Genomic DNA, 19,065 nt, shown 5'->3' with positions numbered 1-19,065 from the left:
CTTCAATCCAGCGGCCGCGCCTTGATCCACAGGAACAGCGGCACGCGCGACCACTGCTTCAGCGTGTCCGTGTCGGCGCGATCGGGCGGCGGCTCGCGCAGCGACACGATCGCGAAGCCGGCCGCCTCCAGCGCATCCATGTAGGCCTGGAGCGGCAGCGACCAGCCCGCGAAGTGCATCGACAGCCCGTCGCGCGTTTCCACGCCCTCGAAATGCTCGCTGCCGAAATACGTGCCTTCGAGCACGAACGGCGCGTCGGGCTGCGGCCCCGCGAAACGCCCGCGATCGCGAAACGGATGCACGAGCGACACGAACAGCAGCCCGCCCGGCTTCAGCACGCGGCGCGCCTCGCGCAACGCGGCCGCCATGTCGTCGAGGTCCATCAGCACGTTGTACGCCATGACGATATCGAAGCTGGCCGGATCGAACGGCAGCGATGCCGCATCGGCGAGTGCGTAGCGGTGCGCGGAATCCCCGCGACGCGCGGCGTCGAGCATCGCGGGCACCGCGTCGCTCGCGGTCACGTCGTAGCCGAGCGCCTTCAGCTCGCGGCTCACGCGGCCCTCGCCGCAGCCGATCTCCAGTGCGCGGCCGGTGCCGCGGCCGAGGTAAGCCGCCAGCCCGTCGCGATACTTCCAGAACGCATCGTGGCCCGGCCTGCCGGCCCAGTCGATCCATTGGTCGGCGACGTGCGTCCAGTGTTCCGTAATGGCTTTGGTGTCGGTCATGTTCGCTCCCGATGGTGTTCGTCGTGCCGGCCCAGGATGCGCATGGTAAGCCGAAGCGGCGGTGCGCGTGAGCGCGTTGCGCGACGTGGGGCCGCCGCGGCCGGTTTCCGTTTCCGGCGGCGGCGTTCTACAGTTACGAGAGACGACATGCGCGGCCGCCTATCGTTCGAGTTCGGTTCGGGTTCGGTTCGCGCTCAGGGCGCGTGCCGATACGCCCCCGATTCCGAGGAAAGTCCATGCCGAGTATCGTCGCAGGCCCCGCCGATCTTCCGCCGAGCCCCGTCGCCGCCGAAACGCGGATGGTGCACGACGTCGCCACGCTGCAGCCGTCCGACTACCGTTCGGCCGACGGAACATCGTGGGTCATCGCCACCCTCACGCCGGCCCCGGACAGCGGCGAAAACGTGACCGGCAATACCTACTTCGATACCGCGAAACGGCAAACCGTCACCGTGCCCGACGCGCGCCGGCGTTATGCGAACCGCGGCACCTGGCAGGTTGTCGCGAGTTCCAGCCCGTCGGTGCCCGCCACCGGCCGCTACGACTGGCTGACGCTCGCGTGGCTGCCGATCAACCGGCGGCCGCTGCCGCAAACGGCCGAGCATCTGTATTCGCCGTTCATTCACGGCGGCACGATCGTCTATCGGTGGAATCCGGCCGCGCAAGGCGGCGAGCAGTTCGGCAACGTGCGGATGATCTTTCCGGCGTGGCAGCAGCAGGTCGCGGACGTGCTGCGCGCCGCGTCGGGCGACGTCTCGCAAGCGGCGGCCACCTCGCCTGCATCGGCGCTCGATCGCGTGAAGCAGGACGGCAATCCGATGGCCGCCGTGCTCGACTTCGCCGCCGCGCTGCATGAAGAACCGGCCGACCGGATCGCCGCGCGCCTGCCGGCATTGCTGCGCACGAACGACCTGCACGAAGTGTCGGCGATCGTGTTTCAGTGCATCGCCGCCTCGCGCGAAGAGGACCGGCCGCGCTTGGTCGAAGCGATCAACGGGTCGATCTTCTCGATCGACGATAGCGCGCGCCTGCTCGCGATCGCCTACGGCGCGTTCGCGGCCGGCAAGGCGAAGCCGCGTCCGTTCAGCGATGCCGCTCAGACCGCACGCATCAACGACGTGTTCACGGCATTGAAGCAGCGGACGTCGACACTCGGCGTGCCGGTCGGGCAAGGTTCGCCGTGGTACGAGTTCTTCACCGCGTACCGGCTTGGCGGTGCGCCTTCCGGCTCGGTCGGAAACAGGCAGTAATTACCGAACGTGCGCGATCGTCAGTCGGCCTGATGCATCGCGAGGCCCCGATGAAAGCGACGTCGTCCTGAATGCCCGCGCCCGGCCTGCGATTCACATGCGTCGGGCGACGCATATCGTGCGGTCACGACGGGAACCCGCGTGCGTCGCGTCGGGTCGAAACGCCACCTGACCGTCGACGGCGCCGCCTTCACCGGTCGATCCACGATCCCCGCCCCCTTTTCTTCCCATGTTGAGCATCGGTCCCTTCTCGATCCGCGTCGTCGCGGTAGCCGCCGCCGCGCTGCTGGCGTGGCTCGTTGCCCGCTTCATCCAGCGCCGCCCGCCCGATGGACATCACAAGAGCGCGTCGAGCCTGGTCCTCGACGTGCTGCTGCTCGGGCTGGTCGCCGCGCGTATCGGTTATGTCGCGCAATGGTGGCGCGAATACGCGACGACGCCGCGATCCATCGTCGCACTCGGTGACGGCGGCTTCGACTGGCGCATCGGCGTCGCCGTCGCGCTCGTGTTCGCCGTGTGGCGGCTGCGTCGCCTGCCCGCGCTGCGCAAACCCGTGGCGGCCGGCATCGTCGCGGGTCTCGCCGCATGGGGCATCGCGCAAGGCACGCTGGCGACACTGCAGCGCACCGCGCCGCCGTTCGCCGCGATGCAGCTCGAAGCGCTCGATTCGACGCCCGTGCTGCCGCAACGCTTCGCCGGCAAGCCGGTCGTCGTGAACCTGTGGGCGACATGGTGCGCGCCGTGCCGGCGCGAAATGCCGATCCTCGAACAGGCGCAGCGCGATCAGCCCGGCATCACGGTGCTGATGCTCAACCAGGGGGAAAACGCGCAAGCCGTGCGCGCATTCCTCGAACAGCAAGGGCTGCATTTCGACAACGTGCTGCTCGATCCGTCGCTGCATGCGATGCATGCGTACGGGTCGCGCGGGCTGCCCACGACGCTGTTCTTCAATGCGAAAGGCGAACTCGTCGAATCGCACATGGGCGAGATCACCGCCGCGCGCTTGAAGGACGCCGTGGCGCAGCGCTTCGGTCAGTGATGCCGTCGGCAGCCTGCTCGAGGCCATGATCGAGCGCCGACGGCAGTGCGCGTTCCCGCTGCAGCAACTGACTCGACCCACGACACGCCAGCACGTCGACCACCACCCGCGACGCTTACGGCCTCGACAACACCATCACGCGCCCCGACACGCGCTGAAGCTTCAGCCACCCCGTGTCGGCGGTAAACCTGAGCTGCTGCAGCGGGAAATCGAATCCCGCCTTTTGCGCGGCGCCGACCACCGCATCGGCGATCCAGCGGATCAGTTCCTTGCCCTCGTCGGTCGTCTGGTGGCCGTTCTGGACACCGTAGAAATAGCGGTTCCCTGCGTTGACTTCGTTCTGCAGCTGCATCCAGTGCCCCGGCAGGCCGGGTAGGGTCCTGAACAGGTCGGCCACCCGCTGCGTCGTCAGGCCGCGCGCCCACAACGCGCCGTTCACGGCGGGCCGCGCCAGGTTGTGACGGTCTGCGTCCTGAGCCTGTCCCTTGATCTCGCCTTTCAGACTATCGGGTTTCGTCATCGCACTGTCCTCGTGAGGGCCCGGCAACGGGCCGATTAAATGAAAAATGCCGCCGAATATCGAGCGCACGCGCTCCTTGCACGATACCGCTAATCTCGAAATTGATCGCCTGTCAGGTGTATCAGGCCGGCGCACGGCAATATCGCGCGCAAAAATCAGTCTCGTCCGATAGGCGCCGCGACAGCAGGCCGATATGCTTCGTCGGGTGCGGTGCCGGTGAATTGCCCTGTTCAAGTTCGGAGTGAGCCGGTCATTGAGCTTCGTCGGCGCCGCACCCCTCTCCGTTGCGATCCCGTTTCGGCGTGGGCGTTCGGTGGTGGCCGGTGGGCGCGGCCACGACAGAGAAAGACGATGTTGAAACAACACGCTGCCATATGCGAACGCCGAGCGTCTGCTCCGAAGCCGGATCGGCTCGCCATTCTCACCACTCCCGCCTGCGCTCCATTCATTATTCAAAAAAGCGCGACACGCATCGATATAATTTCGCAAATATATCGATCGACATTCCATTAAAAACTCATCATTAAATCGGACTGTTTCAATTTCCGATTTTCTGAACAATTTCCATTCCTGGCCGAATATTTTTTTATTTATTTTTCGCCATGCTGGCCGAACCGTGTTTGAAACGGCAAACGTTTGCGCGACACGGTGAAGTGCCATATCCATCGACTTCCAGGAGAAAAGCATGGCCGACTCTCAAACGTCCTCGAATCGCGCCGGCGAGTTTTCGATTCCGCCGAACACCGACTTCCGCGCGATTTTCTTCGCGAATGCCGCCGAGCAGCAGCACATCAAGCTGTTCATCGGCGACAGCAAGGAACCGGCCGCTTATCACAAGCTGACCACGCGCGACGGCCCGCGCGAAGCCACGCTGAACTCGGGCAACGGCAAGCTCCGCTTCGAAGTGACGGTGAACGGCAAGACGTCGGCCACCGATGCGCGCCTCGCGCCGATCAACGGCAAGAAGTCGGACGGCTCGCCGTTCACGGTCAACTTCGGGATCGTCGTGTCGGAAGACGGTCACGACAGCGACTACAACGACGGCATCGTCGTGCTGCAGTGGCCGATCGGCTGACCTGACGCGCGATCGGCGACCGACCGCCGCCAGCTTGCCGCCTGCGGGCCGGCCGGCGGTTCGCCCCCATCGAGCGGACCCGCACGCAGCACCCCAATCGAACACCGCGTTACCACCGGAGACTTCCATGCCGCTTCTTTCGGCTTCGATCAACAGCGCGCCCGTCGTCACGTCCGAGACGTACGTCGACATCCCCGGCCTGCATATCGACATCGCCAGGGCAGAGATTCGCGACGGGAAACTGCAGGTCATCCTCAACGTGCCGACGCCGTACGCGACCGGCAACAACTTCCCGGGCATCTATTTCGCGATTGCGACCGATAAGGGCGTCGTCGCGGACGGTTGCTTCACCTATTCGTCGAAGGTGCCCGAAAGCACCGGGCGCATGCCGTTCACGCTCGTCGCGACGATCGACGTCGGCAGCGGCGTCACGTTCGTGAAAGGCCAGTGGAAGAGCGTGCGCGGCAGCGCGATGCATATCGACTCGTACGCGAGCATTTCCGCGATCGGTGAAACGGCCGCGCAATCGTCGTCGCAAGGCAGCGGAAACCAAGGCGCCGAAACCGGCGGCGGTGCCGGCAACATCGGCGGCGGCGGCGAACGCGACGGCACGTTCAACCTGCCGCCGAACATCAAGTTCGGCGTGACCGCGCTCACCAACGCGGCGAACGACCAGACGATCGACATCTACATCGACGACAACCCGAAACCGGCCGCCACGTTCAAGGGCGCGGGCGTGCAGGACCAGAACCTCGGCACGAAGGTGCTCGACTCCGGCAAGGGACGCGTGCGCGTGATCGTGACGGCGAACGGCAAGCCGTCGCGGATCGGCTCGCGGCAAGTCGATCTCTTCAAGAAGTCGTACTTCGGGATCGTCGGCTCGGAGGACGGCACCGACGACGACTACAACGACGGCATCGTGTTCCTGAACTGGCCGCTGGGCTGAACCCGGCGATGCGCGACGCGGCGTGGTGTGCGCGCCGCTGTCGAACCCGCAATGGCGACGGGGCCATCCACACATTGCGAATCGATTCATTCGAGCAGTCACTTGCAGTCCCACGCTGTGCTCCGTGCGCGACAACGGCGAGATCCGCTCACCGGTCGCGCGATGCGAGACATTCCATTGAGACGAGGAAGACATGTCACAACCGTTTACCCATAACGACCTGTACGCCCTGCTGCAACTCGCCGGCAACGATGCAACCGCCGTGCAATCGAACGGCGACCAGGCCGTGCTCGACCGGATGCGTCAGTTCATGACCGCGCAGCTCGTGGAAAAGCTGCCGCAATACGACGTGTTCGTCGACATCGCGACCATCCCGTACAGCTTCGACGTCGGCAGCTGGCAGAACAAGGTGAAGGCCGACGCGGCCGGGCAGGTGATCGCCTGCACGGTGACGTGGGCCGGCGCACCCGGCGTGCTGCCCGGCGCGGCGGCGAAGTTCGGCGTCGGTGCGGTGGTCAACTACTTCTCGAAGGCGACGCCGCAGCCGGGTACCACGACGACCGGCGGCGGCGAACGCGACGGCCTCTTCAACCTGCCGCCGAACATTGCGTTCGGCGTGACGGCGCTGGTCAATTCGTCCGCGCAGCAGACGATCGAAGTCTTTGTCGACGACAACCCGAAACCGGCCGTGACGTTCCAGGGCGCCGGCACGCAGGACGCGAACCTGAACACGCAGATCGTGAACTCGGGCAAGGGGAAGGTGCGCGTGGTCGTGACCGCGAACGGCAAGCCGTCGAAGATCGGCTCGCGTCAGGTCGACATCTTCAAGAAGACCTATTTCGGGCTGGTCGGGTCGGAAGACGGGACGGACGGCGATTACAACGACGGCATCGCGATCCTGAACTGGCCGCTGGGTTGATGGGCTGACCGTCACCGGGAAGGCAATCGCCGGGCACTGATTCGCCCGGCGATTGCCGTTATTGCCGTCGCTGCACGTCGAGAACGTCGCGCACGCGCATGAGAAGCACCAGATGGACTGCCTCAAACATTACGTGGTCGCGCATGCACCCTGCACGCCGGGCGAACATGTCGACGTCGCGACGTCAGCCGTCGTGCCGTGCGCCGCGCGGCGACATCGCGAGCGGCGACGTCCAGCTGGCCGCGGCCAACTGCGTGCGCGCGGCGTGGGCCACCCGGTTGAACGCGACACGCTGTTCACCCTTCAGTTTCGCCGCCTTGGCCGCCTGCACGAGGTCGATCGGATCGACGAGACGAGCATGTCGCCGGACCTCGAAGTGCAGATGCGGGCCGGTCGCGGTCCCGGTACTGCCGACCGCACCCACCCGTTGACCGCGGGCGACCCGCGCACCGGTTCGCAGCGTCGGCTCGAACGCCGACAAGTGCGCGTAATACGACGCATAGCCACCGTCATGACGGATCACCACATACTTGCCGTAGCCGCGCGGCTCGGTGCCGATGAACGTCACGACGCCGCGCTCGGAGGCACGGACCGCGCGCCCTGTCGGCGCGGCAAGATCGACGCCCGAATGCACGTGGCGCGCGCCGGTCACGGGGTGCACGCGCGCACCAAAGCGCGAACTGGTGCGTGTCGACACGACCGGCATCGCGAACCGGGTGCCCGCGAACGGCATGCCGTCGAGATCGTAATAGGCGCCCGGCACACCCGCGCCGGGGGCAAACCAGACGGCCGCGACGCGCTGGCCGCGAAAGCGGATGTCGAGCGCCGTCACGCGTACGCCGCCCGGCAGTGCCGCATCGTCATCGGATTCGAATGCGACACGGAAGGTGTCGCCGGTCACGCCGTGCAGCCTCGGGTCGATACGACCGGCCAACATGCGGGTAATTTGCGCCGCGACACCGTCAGGCAATTCGGCACGCGCCAGCGACGCACGCAGGCTACCGTCGATCGCACCGGCACGCGTGCCGTTCGTCTGCTCCGCGAGCACGAACGGTTCGGCGGATGCCAGATCGGTACGACGCGATTCGAATGCCGAAGGCGCGCCGATCGCGGGCAGCGGCGATACAAAACCATAATCGAAACGCCCCTTGTAACCGCGCTCGATCGCACCCCGCGCCGCATCGCAGAGGACAACGTACGGCGCACAGGCGCCAGCGCGTACGACGAACATGCCGGGATAGGTGTCCGCATGCACACGCGCCGCCGTCGATTCCGGCGCGATGCCCGGCGCCACCGTCGACGCAAGCAAGCCGCCCCAGAGGGTGCGGGTGGAATTGAAGAAAGGCACGTCGACAAGGTCGGCCGCTTGTGCCGCCACGGGCTTGGACGGTTCGGCATCGGAGGATGCCAGCGCCATCGCGCCCTGTGTGCCGGCAAGCCATGCCGCCGCAACGACACCGCGCAGCAGCGCGCGGCGAATCGGCAAGCGGATGGCGCCGCGTCGCGCGGCTCGACCTTGTTCGCGTGCGAGACGTAAACACAGGTCGAACCGCATCGCGTCGTCACTCGCTATCAATGAAAAGCTGGAAAAGAACCGGATGTCGCGAAGGAAAGAGCGTCGCGATCCGATAGCCTGGAAGCGAGTGTATCGGCGCAATCAACATCGATGAATAGGACTAGTCCGATTTGTTTTTATAAATTCTTCGTACACAATCGAATTCGAAATTTCGCCGCGAAATCGCGCGAGATCCGCCCCCATGCGTTCGCGCGAACCACCACACGCCGTGTACAGTCGAGGGTTGCCCGCGAACGACCGCGTGCCTGCCCGACCGCGGCGGGCGTGCCGCCCGTCGCGCCTTCTGTCCTCAAACCGGAATCCCGTCATGTTTCTCGATCATCTTCATCCGGAACGCTGGACGTTCCTGTGGAACGCGTTATCCACACTGTCGATCAAGCTCTGCGCCGCTGTCGCGCTGCTCGTCGGCGGCTGGTGGCTGTCGAAGCGCATCGGCAACTGGCTGCACCGGGTGCTCGCGAACAAGGAGCGCGTGGACGACACGCTGCGGCCGATTCTCTGCGACGTCGCCGTGTGGGGCGTGCGCATCGTCGCGATCGTCGGCGCGCTGTCGCAACTCGGCATCGAAACCGCGAGCATCGTCGCGGTGCTCGGCGCCGCCGGCCTCGCGATCGGGCTCGCACTGCAGGGCACGATGCAGAACATCGCGGCCGGCATCATGCTGTTGCTGCTGCGGCCGTTCAAGGTGGGCGACTTCATCGACGGCGGTACGGGCGTCGCGGGGACGGTGGACGAGGTCGGGCTCTTCATGACGCGGCTGACGAAGCCGGACGGCATCTGCGAATACGTGCCGAACAGCGCGCTGTGGGGCAGCGCGATCCGCAACTACACGCGCAATCCGACGCGCCGTCTCGATCTCGAAGTGGAAGTGTCCGTACACGACGACATCGATCGTGCGCTCGACGCGCTGCGCGCGCTGGCTGAAGCCGATCCCGACGTGCTGACGGAACCGGCACCGGACGTGATGGTGATGCGCTTCGACGACAGCACGGCGATCGCGAACATGCGCGTGTGGACGCACACCGACACGTTCTGGGCGATGCGCTGGCGCCTCGCGCGCCAGGTGCGCAAGACGCTCGCCGATGCCGACTGCGCGCTGCCGATCCGCACGCGCGAACTGCACATCGTGCACGACGTCGAACGGCTGCCGCAGCAGGTCGACCCGCGCCGCGCCCAGGCGTCGTAAAGCGTCGGGGTACACGATCGCGCGACACCGTGCGATCGAGCGCCCCGCCTGCGTCACATCTTCACGATATCGAGCAGCGCCTTCTTGCCGCTCTTGTACGTGAACACCGAAATCGCGCCGTGCTTCAGGTCGCCCTGCGGCGTGAAGCTCGTTTCGCCGATCACGCCGCGATAGTCGGTCGCCGGCATCGCGGCCAGCACCTTCGCCGGGTCCGTCGCGTTCGCGCGCTTCATCGCGTCGACGATGATGTACACCGCGTCGTACGAGAACGGCGCATACACCTGCATCGGCTGGTGATAGCGCGCCTCGTAGCGCTTCACGAACGCCGCGCCGCCCGGCATCTTCTCGAGCGCGATGCCGGCTTCCGAGCACACGACGTTGTCCGATGCCGGGCCCGCGAGCTTCGGCAGGTCGGTCGAGCACACGCCGTCGCCGGCGAGGATCTTCGCGCGCATGCCGAGCTGGCGCGCCTGCTTCGCGAGCGGGCCGCCCGTCGCGTCCATCCCGCCGTACATGATCGCGTCGGGGTTCTCGCCCTTGATCTTCGTGAGGATCGCGCGGAAGTCGATCGCCTTGTCGTTGGTCGCGTCGCGCGAGACGATCTTCATCCCGGCCGATTTCGCCGCCTTTTCGAACTCGGTCGCGAGACCCTGCCCGTACGCGGTCGAATCGTCGACCACGGCCACCGTCCGGATGCCCATCTGCTTCGCCGCGTACATCGCCAGCGCGGGCCCTTGCTGCGCATCGGTCGCGACCACGCGATAGGTCGTCTTGAAGCCCTGCTGCGTGTACGTCGGGTTGGTCGCGGCCTGCGAGATCTGCACGACGCCGCCGTCGCGATAGACGCGCGACGCCGGAATCGACGTGCCCGAGTTGTGATGGCCGACGACGCCGACCACCTTGTCGTCGACGAGCCGCTGCGCGACCTGCGTCGCGGTGCGCGGGTCGCCCGCGTCGTCCTGTGCGTCGAGCTGCAGCGTGACCTTCTTGCCGCCGATCACGAGCCCCTTCGCGTTGATCTCCTCGACCGCGAGCCGCGCGCCGTTCTCGCTGTCCTTGCCGAGGTGCGCGATCGCGCCGGTCAGCGGCGCGACGTGCCCGATGCGCACGACCTCGTCCGCGTGCGCCGGCAGCGCGAATAGTGCGCACGCCAGCGCGGCCGCGGCCGCGCATGCCGTCTGCTTCTGATGTCGATTCATGTTCGTCTCCTTCCTTGTCGCTCTTGGTTCGTGATCAGGACCGTCGTTGATTGCAGGCAAAGCGATGCGGTCACGCGCGCCCTTCGAAGCCGAGCAGCACGTTCACCGCGTTGATACCGATTTCCTCGACCATGTAGCCGCCTTCCATCACGAACAGCGTCGGCAGGTTCAGGCGCGCGAGCGCTGCGCCGATCCGCAGGTAGTCGGGCGAGCGCAGCTTGAAATGGCTGATCGGGTCGTGCTCGAACGTGTCGACGCCGAGCGACACGACGAGCAGGTCGGGCGCGTGCTTCGCGATCGCGGCCGTGGCCTGGCCGAGCGCCGCCGAGTAGGTGTCCCACTGCGTCCCCTTCGGCAGCGGCAGGTTCACGTTGAAGCCGTCGCCCGCGCCCGTGCCGCGCTCGTCCGCGTAGCCGGAGAAGTACGGATACGAGACCGCCGGCTCGCCGTGCAGCGACGCGAACAGCACGTCCGAACGGTCGTAGAAGATGTCCTGCGTGCCGTTGCCGTGGTGGAAGTCGACGTCGAGCACCGCGACGCGCGCGGCACCGCTCGCGATGCCGTGCTGCGCGGCGATCGCCGCGTTGTTCAGGTAGCAGTAGCCGCCCATGTACTCGCGACCCGCGTGGTGGCCGGGCGGGCGGCACAGCGCGAACGCCGCGCGCGCGCCGCCGTTCGACAGCAGGTCGGCGCCGGTGAGCGCCGAGTTCGCGCTCGCACTCACTGCGTCCCACGTGCCGGCGTTGATCGGCGCACCGGCGTCCATCGCGAAGAAGCCGAGCTTGCCGTCGATGAAGTCGGGCAGCGTCGCCGCCGACGGCATCGCGCGCACCGGCCACACGAGCGGCAGCGCCTGGCAGGTACGGCCGGTCGCGGTCCATTCGTCCCATGCGCCGGCGAGGAAATCGACATAGCGCGCGCTGTGCGCGCCGGCATAGCTCGCGCGGTCGAACGCGCGCGGCGCGATCACGTCGCCGAGGCCGGCCGCGCGGACCTGCGCGAGCACCGTTTCGGCGCGAAGGGGGTTCTCGAACGAATCGGTGATCGCGCCGTCCTTCAGTTCGACGCCGCGATGCAGATGGTGATCGCTGCTGTAGACCGTGAGCATGGTTGACCGTTGCAGTGAAGGCTGTGAGGGGTGGCAACAGTCTATTGAGGCCGGCCGGCAATAACTTTGCTTTTCACCTCTTCGTTTCGTACAATTTTGAGAAAACCGTCTACGGAGACCCGGGAATGAGCAAAAATCGCGCTTCGGTGGAACTGGACGGCGTCGATCGCGCGATGCTCCGCCTGCTGCAGGAAGATGGCGCGCTGTCCAACGCGACGCTCGGCGAACGGCTGTCGCTGAGCGTCACGCCGTGCTGGCGGCGGCGCAAGCGGCTCGAGGACGAAGGCGTGATCACCGGCTACCAGGCGAACCTCGACCGCCGCGCGCTCGGAATGAACGTGTTCGCGTTCGTGCAGGTCACGTTCAACATGCACTCGGACCAGGATTCGGATCACTTCGAGGATGTGATGCGGCGCCACGACGAAGTGACGTCGTGCCACAAGATCACCGGCGCGGCCGACTACATCCTGCAGGTCGTCGCTACTGATCTCGATGCGTATGCGGAATTCGTCGAACGCGTGCTGCGCAAGCAGGCCGGCGTGTCGTCGATCCAGTCGAGCCTCGCGCTGCGCGAGGTCAAGTTCTCGTCGCGCGTGCCGGTGCCGGATGCGTGATCGTTCATGCGCCCACGCACGGGCACCCTCTGTCGACCTTCATCCCATGGAGCGCTACCGTATGAAACATTTCATGCCTTCCGCGTCGCTTGCCGCCGCGATCGCCTTCGCATTTGCATTGGGCGCGTGCGCGACGCAGCCGCCTACCCCGCTCCCGCCGAATGTCGCCGGGCAGGACACGCAGGGCGCACAGACCGCCCAGGCCGCCCCGCCGATGGTCGGCGGCGATCGCGACGCGCACGGCTGCATCGGCTCGGCGGGTTATTCCTGGTGCGAAACGACCCGACAATGCGAGCGTCCGTGGGAACTCGCGAAGGCGCGTGGCTTCGCGAATTCGGCGCAGGGGTACGAGCAATTCTGCCGGAGCGGCGAAGCGAAGTGATGTGATGTGACCGGTTCGCGGTGCAACGCCGCGACTCGATGAAGTGCAAGCGCGACGGGCGACATGCCCGTCGCGCGCGTTTCGCCCCGCTGATCCCCGCCGTTTTTCCCGTTCCGCGCACCGTCGTTCCGGAAACCCGGACACACAAAAAACCCCACGAAAACAAGGATATTCCGCGCGTGCGACACGGCAATCGAGTTCGGTTATATTACGCGCCCCTTGCCATCCCGCCCCCGCGGAACGCATTGCGCGCGACCGCTTTCGACGCGGTCCGAAGCGCCGTCCGGCGAGGCCTGCGACAAGGGCCTGCGCGCCCGTCGCACGACCGTGAAGCCCGCGATTGCATGCGTGCATGAAGCCGATCCGAAGGTGTCCTTCGCAACGGCTTCGCGTGCGCAAATGCAACGGTGAACGCGGTCGGTCCGGAATTCCGGATTCGCGGTCCGGATCTCCGGATGCGCGAGCCGGATGCGATTCCGCATCGGCCGGGCGGCATGGCAAACCGATGCATCCAAGTTGAAAAAGGGATCTGCTGTGATCAAAACGTTACGGGTAATACTGTCGGCGCTCGCGCTGTGCGTCGCCGCGTCGTCCGCGCACGCCGCCGATACGAAGAAGGTCGACGTCCTGCTGGTGGGCGGCGGCATCATGAGCTCGACGCTCGGCGTGTGGCTGCACGAGCTTCAGCCTGACTGGTCGATGACGATGGTCGAGCGCCTCGACGGCGTCGCGCTGGAAAGCTCGAACGGCTGGAACAACGCGGGCACCGGCCACTCGGCGCTCGCGGAGCTGAACTACACGCCGGAGAAGGCGGACGGCAAGATCGACATCTCGAAGGCGATCGAGATCAACGAGTCGTTCCAGATCTCGCGCCAGTTCTGGGCCTGGCAGGTCAGGCAGGGCGTGCTGAAGAACCCGCATTCGTTCATCAACTCGACGCCGCACATGAGCTTCGTGTGGGGCGACGACAACGTCCGCTTCCTGAAGAAGCGCTACGACGCGCTGCAGGCGAGCCCGCTGTTCCGCGGGATGCAGTATTCGGAAGACTACGACCAGATCAAGCAGTGGGTGCCGCTGATGATGGAAGGCCGCGACCGCTCGCAGAAGGTCGCCGCCACCTGGACGCCGATCGGCACCGACGTGAACTTCGGCGAGATCACGCGCCAGTTCGTCGGCTACCTGAAGACGCAGCCGAACTTCACGCTGTCGCTGTCGAGCGAAGTGCGCGAGATCTCGCGCAACGCGGACGGCACGTGGCACGTGTCATGGGTAAAGCTGCATTCGGATGAACCGCCGCAGGCCGTCGACGCGAAGTTCGTGTTCATCGGCGCGGGCGGCGGTGCGCTGCACCTGCTGCAGGCGTCGGGCATCCCCGAGGCGAAGGACTACGGCGCGTTCCCGGTCGGCGGCTCGTTCCTCGTGACCGACAACCCCGAGGTCGTGAAGCGTCACCTCGCGAAGGCATACGGCAAGGCGTCGGTCGGCTCGCCGCCGATGTCGGTGCCGCACCTCGACACGCGGATCATCGACGGCAAGAAGATCATCCTGTTCGGGCCGTTCGCGACGTTCTCGACCAAGTTCCTGAAGAACGGCTCGTACTTCGACCTCGCGAAGAGCACCAACCTGCACAACGTCGCGCCGATGATGCGCGTGGGCGTCGACGAATTCCCGCTGGTCGAGTACCTCGCCGGCCAGCTGATGCTGACCGACGACGACCGTTTCAACGCGCTGAAGGCATATTTCCCGGACGCGAAGAAGGAAGACTGGCGCCTGTGGCAGGCCGGCCAGCGCGTGCAGATCATCAAGCGCGATCCGAAGAAGGGCGGCGTGCTGAAGCTCGGCACCGAGATCGTCAGCGCGCAGGACGGCAGCATCGCGGGCCTGCTCGGCGCATCGCCGGGCGCGTCGACGGCCGCGCCGATCATGCTGAACCTGATGCAGAAGGTGTTCAAGGACAAGGTCGCGACGCCCGAATGGCAGCAGAAGATCCGCCAGATCGTGCCGAGCTACGGCACGAAGCTGAACGACAGCCCGGCGAAGGTCGTCGAGGAATGGACCTATACGAGCGACGTGCTGCAACTCTCGCCGCCGCCGAAGATCGACCTGACGGCGCCGTCGCAGGCGACGGGCACGGCCCCGGCGCGCCCCGCGAAGGCAGCGGCCGACATGGCGCTGTAACGCGTCCGGCCCCGTTTTACCGCCTCGCACGGCCGCCCTCCGGGGCGGCCGTTTTTGATGGCGGAGGCGGACGGTACGGCGTGCTTCGACTGGTGGCGGCATGGACGGCTGCTACACCGCCGGTCGCATCGATGCCGATCGCCCGCTGACGGTCTTCCGCTAGCGGGCGTCCTCTACCAGCCGTCCGCCGCCAGCCGTCCCGTGGCCGCTCGCTCCGCAGCCGATCGCCCCGGCCGCTCGACCGCTACGGGTTGTCCGCGGTCGGCCGTCTGCTACCGGTCGCCCCCAGCCCGCCCCCCGCATCCGCTAGAATTGCGGGCACGCGCGACGCCGTCGCCACCCGCTCCACCATCCGCATCGACGCGGTCCACACGACCGCCGGTGCGGCCCGCGCCCGAGCCGCGCGAGCGCCGCACGCCGTTGCCGCGCCCGCCGGGCGCGCCATCAACCGAATTCAGCTGGAGAAAGACCGTGTTTACCTGCCGAAACCAGAGCTGCGGCACGCAGTGGGAGACGTCCGACGTCGTCATCAAGGACGAAGGCCAGGGGCTGCTGTTCCGCTGCCCGCTGTGCGGCGCGCGCAACTATCTCGAACGCTTCGAAGACGACGAAGGCACGGTCGTCTACGAACAGATGGAAGGCCGTCCCTACCTCGGAGACCTCTCTTGACCCAACCGACCGCCACGCCCTTCAGCGCGCTGTCGCTGACGCCCGCCGCGCTCGCGAACCTCGCGCAGCTCGGCTATGTCGACATGACGCCGATCCAGGCCGCGAGCCTGCCGATCGCGCTGGCCGGCCACGACCTGATCGCGCAGGCGAAGACGGGCAGCGGCAAGACCGCCGCATTCTCGCTCGCGCTGCTGTCGCGCCTCGACGCGCGCAGCTTCGACGTGCAGGCGATGATCCTGTGCCCGACGCGCGAGCTCGCCGACCAGGTCGCGCAGGAAGTGCGCCGTCTCGCGCGCGCCGAGGAAAACGTTAAGGTGCTGACGCTGTGCGGCGGCACGCCGATGCGCCCGCAGGCGCAGAGCCTCGAGCACGGCGCGCATATCGTCGTCGGCACGCCGGGCCGCATCATGGATCACCTCGACCGCGGCAACCTGAAGCTCGACGCGCTGAACACGCTCGTGCTCGACGAAGCCGACCGGATGCTCGACATGGGCTTCTTCGACGACATCGCGAAGGTCGCGCGGATGTGCCCGACGACGCGCCAGACGCTGCTGTTCTCGGCGACCTACCCGGACGGCATCGCGAAGCTGAGCCAGCAGTTCCTGCGCAACCCGAAGGAAGTGAAGCTCGAGGAGCGCCACGACAACAGCAAGATCCGCCAGCGCTTCTACGAAGTGACGGAAACCGAGCGGCTGCACGCGGTCGGCCAGTTGCTGAACCACTACCGGCCGGTGAGCACGATCGCGTTCTGCAACACCAAGCAGCAATGCCGCGACCTGCTCGACGTGCTGCATGCGCAGGGCTTCCACGCGCTCGCGCTGCACGGCGAGCTCGAACAGCGCGAGCGCGACCAGGTGCTGATCCAGTTCGCGAACCGCAGCTGCTCGGTGCTGGTCGCGACCGACGTCGCCGCGCGCGGGCTCGACATCGCGCAGCTCGAGGCGGTGATCAACGTCGACGTGACGCCCGACCCCGAAGTGCACGTGCACCGCATCGGCCGCACCGGCCGCGCGGACCAGGAAGGCTGGGCGCTGAGCCTCGCGAGCATGGACGAGATGGGCCGCGTCGGCGCGATCGAGCAGGCGCAGAAGCGCGACGTCGAATGGCATCCGCTCGCGGAGCTGAAGCCGGCCGGCAACGACACGCTGCTGCCGCCGATGGAAACGCTGCAGATCCTCGGCGGGCGCAAGGACAAGATCCGCCCGGGCGACGTGCTCGGCGCGCTGACCGGCGATGCAGGGTTCGACGGCAAGCAGATCGGCAAGATCAACGTGACCGAGTTCTCGACCTATGTCGCGATCGAGCGCGGCGTCGCGCACGACGCGCTGCGCAAGCTCAATGCGGGGAAGATCAAGGGCAAGCGGGTCAAGGTCCGGTTGATGGACGAAGAGTGATCGCGAGCGGTGCGGCGGCTGTCCCGGCCGCCGCACCGCCTCACGCCAGCCCGGGATACCCCTGCGCGGCAGCATCCCGCGCGAAGCGGGCAATCGTGTCGTATGCGTCCGGCGGCAGGCGCTCGAAGCCCTTCAGCCGCAGTACGTTCGCCCGTTCCGGATCGAGCGCGACCGCGTGATCGAGCGCGTCCCGCAGCGCCTCCACCCGCGTTCCTTCCAGCGCCTTCGACGCAATCAACGGCAATCCCGGTGCCGATGCCGTCATGCCGATGATCCGGATCCCGTTCAACAACCCGGGCAGCGCATCGCGCACATACGCGAAGGTCACGCAATCGATCGCCGCGCAATCGGCGTCGCCTGCCGCCAGCGCGCGCAGCACGTTCAGGTGCGAGCCGAACGACACGACCGACCCGAAGAAACGTCCGTCATGCGCATACGGCGCGACCGCATGCCGGAACGCGTTCATCCCGCTGTGCGAATCCGCGCCGTTGTATCCGGCCCGCAATCCGCGACAGGCAGCCAGCGTCGTCGCGCCGCCCGCATGCACGCGCGCCGACACGACCAGCACGCTGCCGTAGCGCGCGCCGTCGCAGCCGGGTGCATCGAAGGCCGGTGTCGCGACCAGATGCACGGCATCGCGCAATCCCAGCATCCGGTACGGATAACCGCACGTCTGCGACAGCAGCAGGTCGTTGCGGCGCCACAGCGTGTGCAGATCCCCGAACGGCTCGTCGAGCAGCGCGACACCGGCAGGCCCGCCGGCGCGCGCGAACGCATCAAGCGCATCACGCAGCAACGCGCGCCACAGTGCGGCGTGGCGCGGCGTCACGTTGTACATCGGCAGTCCGGCGATCCATTGGCTCATGCGGGCATTCTACGCATCGGCGGCGTACGGCTCCCGGTCAAGGCTACCCATGCTTATCGGCCGGGCAGCGATAAGCAAATGCGAATTGCTTGGTTGGCCTGACTACGCGGCCCGGTTAGCGTTTCAATGTCGCGATGCCGTCGCATGCCGCTTCAGCGGCTGACCGCGCGTCGCGGCGCATGTCGGCCAATTCCATCGTGCCCCGTACGGGCGCGATCGTCCGCTACCCGTATCACCCGCTTCGTCCCGCCCCAGCACCATGGCCGAATACTTCGACGTCGACCACGCGCGCGCGATCGCCGCGCTCGACGCCCGCTTCACTGCCCGCACCGAGTGGCCGACCTGGCTGCTGATCGTCGCGATCTACGGCGGCTGGCTCGCCGTGCTGCTGCTCGTGCGTGCCGAGCGCCTGTCGCTCGCGGCCGCGACGCCGCCGCTGATCCTGCTCGGTGCGTGGCACATGTCGCTGCAGCACGAACTGCTGCACGGCCATCCGACGCGTTCCGCGTTCGTGAACCGGCTGCTCGGCTATCCGCCGCTGACGATCTGGTATCCGTACACGCTCTATCGCGACACGCACCTCGACCATCACCGCGACGAGGACCTGACCGTGCCGGGCATCGATCCGGAAACGAACTACGTGTCGCGCGAGCAGTGGGCGCGGCTGCCGCGCTGGCGTCGCGCGCTGACGGTTGCGCGCACCACCTTCTCCGGACGTCTCGTGTTCGGGCCGCCGACCAGTATCGCCGCGATGTTCGCCGACGCGTTCGCCGTGTTCCGGCGCGGCGACTTCCGCCATCTGCGGATGTGGGTCACGCACGCCGCCTGCGTGGTCGCGCTGCTCGCCTGGCTGCAGCGGGCGATCGGCGTGCCGTGGTGGTACTACGTGCTCGCGGTCACGTGGCCGGCGCTGTCGCTCGCGATGATCCGTTCGCTGTTCGAGCATCGCGCCGCACGGCATCCGAAGGCGCGCATCGCGATCAACGAGGCCGGCTTCGCGATGCGGCTGCTGTACCTGAACAACAACTATCACCTCGTGCATCACGACCTGCCGAAGCTGCCGTGGTACGACCTGCCGCGCGCGTACCGGATGCGGCGCGACGCATATGCGGAGAAATGCGGCGGCTTCGTGATCCGCGGCGGGTATCGCGAACTGCTGGCGCGCCATGCGTGGACGCCGACCGACACGCCCGTGCATCCGTTCGACGAGGGCACGGCGTCGATATCGACGGGCAGCGGCGCGAAGGTCGCCGCGGTCGACGGGTATCTCCAGATCAGTACGTAACGCTCGAACCCGCCGCGCTTCGCCGTGAAGCCGCCCGGCGCGGCAACGCACGCGCGAGGCCGCGCAGCCACCCCGGGGGCGCGAATCCCTTACGAAAAGCCGACAACACCGGCCGCCATCGGCGAATTGCCA

General features: G+C 66.9%; 18 protein-coding genes. 12 read left to right on the top strand and 6 right to left on the bottom strand.

Annotated features, from left to right (window positions below; all coding sequences use genetic code 11):
• Positions 1 to 2: 2 nt before the first annotated feature.
• Entirely contained in the window at positions 3 to 728 is a 726-nt protein-coding gene (locus U5771_RS30560; RefSeq protein WP_322027418.1) for a class I SAM-dependent methyltransferase, read from the bottom strand.
• A 236-nt stretch (positions 729 to 964) separates the two neighbouring features.
• On the opposite strand from U5771_RS30560, the gene U5771_RS30555 reads away from it, so the two are divergent.
• The gene (locus tag U5771_RS30555) at positions 965 to 1,978 is read left to right on the top strand and encodes a hypothetical protein (RefSeq protein WP_322027417.1); all 1,014 of its coding nucleotides are present in this window, start codon (positions 965 to 967) and stop codon (positions 1,976 to 1,978) included.
• A 229-nt stretch (positions 1,979 to 2,207) separates the two neighbouring features.
• Positions 2,208 to 3,017, top strand: a complete 810-nt coding sequence (locus U5771_RS30550) for a TlpA disulfide reductase family protein (RefSeq protein ID WP_322027416.1) — start codon at positions 2,208 to 2,210, stop codon at positions 3,015 to 3,017.
• A 115-nt stretch (positions 3,018 to 3,132) separates the two neighbouring features.
• Here the strand turns inward: U5771_RS30550 and U5771_RS30545 are convergent, their stop codons facing one another.
• On the bottom strand, positions 3,133 to 4,224 hold the full coding sequence (locus tag U5771_RS30545; RefSeq protein WP_322027415.1) for a hypothetical protein: 1,092 nt from the start codon (positions 4,222 to 4,224) through the stop codon (positions 3,133 to 3,135).
• Between U5771_RS30545 and U5771_RS30540 the strand changes: the two genes are divergently transcribed.
• The 3 genes from U5771_RS30540 to U5771_RS30530 all read left to right on the top strand — a co-directional run bounded on the left by U5771_RS30540 (position 4,223) and on the right by U5771_RS30530 (position 6,477).
• Positions 4,223 to 4,612 (top strand): fucose-binding lectin II, encoded by a 390-nt coding sequence (locus tag U5771_RS30540; protein ID WP_057926312.1) that lies wholly within the window; start codon positions 4,223 to 4,225, stop codon positions 4,610 to 4,612. The genes U5771_RS30545 and U5771_RS30540 overlap by 2 nt on opposite strands.
• A gap of 127 nt (positions 4,613 to 4,739) precedes the next feature.
• The gene (locus tag U5771_RS30535) at positions 4,740 to 5,558 is read left to right on the top strand and encodes a fucose-binding lectin II (RefSeq protein WP_322027414.1); all 819 of its coding nucleotides are present in this window, start codon (positions 4,740 to 4,742) and stop codon (positions 5,556 to 5,558) included.
• Positions 5,559 to 5,751: 193 nt separating this feature from the next.
• A complete protein-coding gene (locus U5771_RS30530; RefSeq protein ID WP_322027413.1) occupies positions 5,752 to 6,477 on the top strand; it encodes a fucose-binding lectin II in 726 nt (241 codons plus the stop codon).
• 184 nt (positions 6,478 to 6,661) lie between these two features.
• Here U5771_RS30530 and U5771_RS30525 read toward each other — a convergent pair whose 3' ends face one another.
• Positions 6,662 to 8,032, bottom strand: coding sequence for a M23 family metallopeptidase (locus U5771_RS30525; protein ID WP_322027412.1), 1,371 nt, complete (start codon positions 8,030 to 8,032; stop codon positions 6,662 to 6,664).
• A 328-nt stretch (positions 8,033 to 8,360) separates the two neighbouring features.
• Between U5771_RS30525 and U5771_RS30520 the strand changes: the two genes are divergently transcribed.
• On the top strand, positions 8,361 to 9,239 hold the full coding sequence (locus U5771_RS30520) for a mechanosensitive ion channel family protein (RefSeq protein ID WP_322027411.1): 879 nt from the start codon (positions 8,361 to 8,363) through the stop codon (positions 9,237 to 9,239).
• Positions 9,240 to 9,292: 53 nt separating this feature from the next.
• Here U5771_RS30520 and U5771_RS30515 read toward each other — a convergent pair whose 3' ends face one another.
• Positions 9,293 to 10,438: a branched-chain amino acid ABC transporter substrate-binding protein gene (locus tag U5771_RS30515; RefSeq protein ID WP_322027410.1), complete on the bottom strand. Its 1,146-nt coding sequence runs from the start codon at positions 10,436 to 10,438 to the stop codon at positions 9,293 to 9,295.
• A 70-nt stretch (positions 10,439 to 10,508) separates the two neighbouring features.
• Positions 10,509 to 11,546 carry a histone deacetylase family protein gene (locus U5771_RS30510; protein WP_322027409.1) on the bottom strand — a complete coding sequence of 346 codons (1,038 nt, stop codon included), beginning with the start codon at positions 11,544 to 11,546 and terminating at the stop codon, positions 10,509 to 10,511.
• A gap of 125 nt (positions 11,547 to 11,671) precedes the next feature.
• Here U5771_RS30510 and U5771_RS30505 point away from each other — a divergent pair, with 125 nt between their 5' ends.
• The 5 genes from U5771_RS30505 to dbpA all read left to right on the top strand — a co-directional run bounded on the left by U5771_RS30505 (position 11,672) and on the right by dbpA (position 16,783).
• Entirely contained in the window at positions 11,672 to 12,160 is a 489-nt protein-coding gene (locus U5771_RS30505) for an Lrp/AsnC family transcriptional regulator (protein WP_057926304.1), read from the top strand.
• A 61-nt stretch (positions 12,161 to 12,221) separates the two neighbouring features.
• Complete coding sequence (locus U5771_RS30500) at positions 12,222 to 12,542, top strand: hypothetical protein (RefSeq protein WP_322027408.1); 321 nt, start codon at positions 12,222 to 12,224, stop codon at positions 12,540 to 12,542.
• Positions 12,543 to 13,076: 534 nt separating this feature from the next.
• Complete coding sequence (mqo, locus tag U5771_RS30495; RefSeq protein ID WP_322027407.1) at positions 13,077 to 14,720, top strand: malate dehydrogenase (quinone); 1,644 nt, start codon at positions 13,077 to 13,079, stop codon at positions 14,718 to 14,720.
• A 471-nt stretch (positions 14,721 to 15,191) separates the two neighbouring features.
• The gene (locus U5771_RS30490) at positions 15,192 to 15,389 is read left to right on the top strand and encodes a hypothetical protein (RefSeq protein WP_124612887.1); all 198 of its coding nucleotides are present in this window, start codon (positions 15,192 to 15,194) and stop codon (positions 15,387 to 15,389) included.
• A complete protein-coding gene (gene dbpA, locus U5771_RS30485; RefSeq protein ID WP_322027406.1) occupies positions 15,386 to 16,783 on the top strand; it encodes an ATP-dependent RNA helicase DbpA in 1,398 nt (465 codons plus the stop codon). Before U5771_RS30490 ends, dbpA begins: the two co-directional genes overlap by 4 nt.
• Before the next feature lie 40 nt (positions 16,784 to 16,823).
• Here dbpA and U5771_RS30480 read toward each other — a convergent pair whose 3' ends face one another.
• Positions 16,824 to 17,648, bottom strand: a complete 825-nt coding sequence (locus U5771_RS30480; protein ID WP_322027405.1) for a phosphate/phosphite/phosphonate ABC transporter substrate-binding protein — start codon at positions 17,646 to 17,648, stop codon at positions 16,824 to 16,826.
• 259 nt (positions 17,649 to 17,907) lie between these two features.
• Between U5771_RS30480 and U5771_RS30475 the strand changes: the two genes are divergently transcribed.
• Entirely contained in the window at positions 17,908 to 18,933 is a 1,026-nt protein-coding gene (locus tag U5771_RS30475) for a fatty acid desaturase (RefSeq protein ID WP_322027404.1), read from the top strand.
• The last annotated feature ends 132 nt before the right edge of the window (positions 18,934 to 19,065 follow it).

Origin of the sequence: Burkholderia sp. BCC1977 (assembly GCF_905339595.1) — a bacterium.
Classification (GTDB): domain Bacteria; phylum Pseudomonadota; class Gammaproteobacteria; order Burkholderiales; family Burkholderiaceae; genus Burkholderia.
Note: the sequence above shows the minus strand (reverse complement) of the source record. Positions and strands in the feature narration are given on the sequence as shown.

Bases quoted from the DNA above. Each gene is read 5' to 3' on its own strand.
- U5771_RS30560 (WP_322027418.1), bottom strand. From the start codon at position 728: ATGACCGACACCAAAGCCATTACGGAACACTGGACGCACGTCGCCGAC.
- U5771_RS30555 (WP_322027417.1), top strand. From the start codon at position 965: ATGCCGAGTATCGTCGCAGGCCCCGCCGATCTTCCGCCGAGCCCCGTC.
- U5771_RS30550 (WP_322027416.1), top strand. From the start codon at position 2,208: ATGTTGAGCATCGGTCCCTTCTCGATCCGCGTCGTCGCGGTAGCCGCC.
- U5771_RS30540 (WP_057926312.1), top strand. From the start codon at position 4,223: ATGGCCGACTCTCAAACGTCCTCGAATCGCGCCGGCGAGTTTTCGATT.
- U5771_RS30545 (WP_322027415.1), bottom strand. From the start codon at position 4,224: ATGCTTTTCTCCTGGAAGTCGATGGATATGGCACTTCACCGTGTCGCG.
- U5771_RS30535 (WP_322027414.1), top strand. From the start codon at position 4,740: ATGCCGCTTCTTTCGGCTTCGATCAACAGCGCGCCCGTCGTCACGTCC.
- U5771_RS30530 (WP_322027413.1), top strand. From the start codon at position 5,752: ATGTCACAACCGTTTACCCATAACGACCTGTACGCCCTGCTGCAACTC.
- U5771_RS30525 (WP_322027412.1), bottom strand. From the start codon at position 8,032: ATGCGGTTCGACCTGTGTTTACGTCTCGCACGCGAACAAGGTCGAGCC.
- U5771_RS30520 (WP_322027411.1), top strand. From the start codon at position 8,361: ATGTTTCTCGATCATCTTCATCCGGAACGCTGGACGTTCCTGTGGAAC.
- U5771_RS30515 (WP_322027410.1), bottom strand. From the start codon at position 10,438: ATGAATCGACATCAGAAGCAGACGGCATGCGCGGCCGCGGCCGCGCTG.
- U5771_RS30510 (WP_322027409.1), bottom strand. From the start codon at position 11,546: ATGCTCACGGTCTACAGCAGCGATCACCATCTGCATCGCGGCGTCGAA.
- U5771_RS30505 (WP_057926304.1), top strand. From the start codon at position 11,672: ATGAGCAAAAATCGCGCTTCGGTGGAACTGGACGGCGTCGATCGCGCG.
- U5771_RS30500 (WP_322027408.1), top strand. From the start codon at position 12,222: ATGAAACATTTCATGCCTTCCGCGTCGCTTGCCGCCGCGATCGCCTTC.
- U5771_RS30480 (WP_322027405.1), bottom strand. From the start codon at position 17,648: ATGAGCCAATGGATCGCCGGACTGCCGATGTACAACGTGACGCCGCGC.
- U5771_RS30475 (WP_322027404.1), top strand. From the start codon at position 17,908: ATGGCCGAATACTTCGACGTCGACCACGCGCGCGCGATCGCCGCGCTC.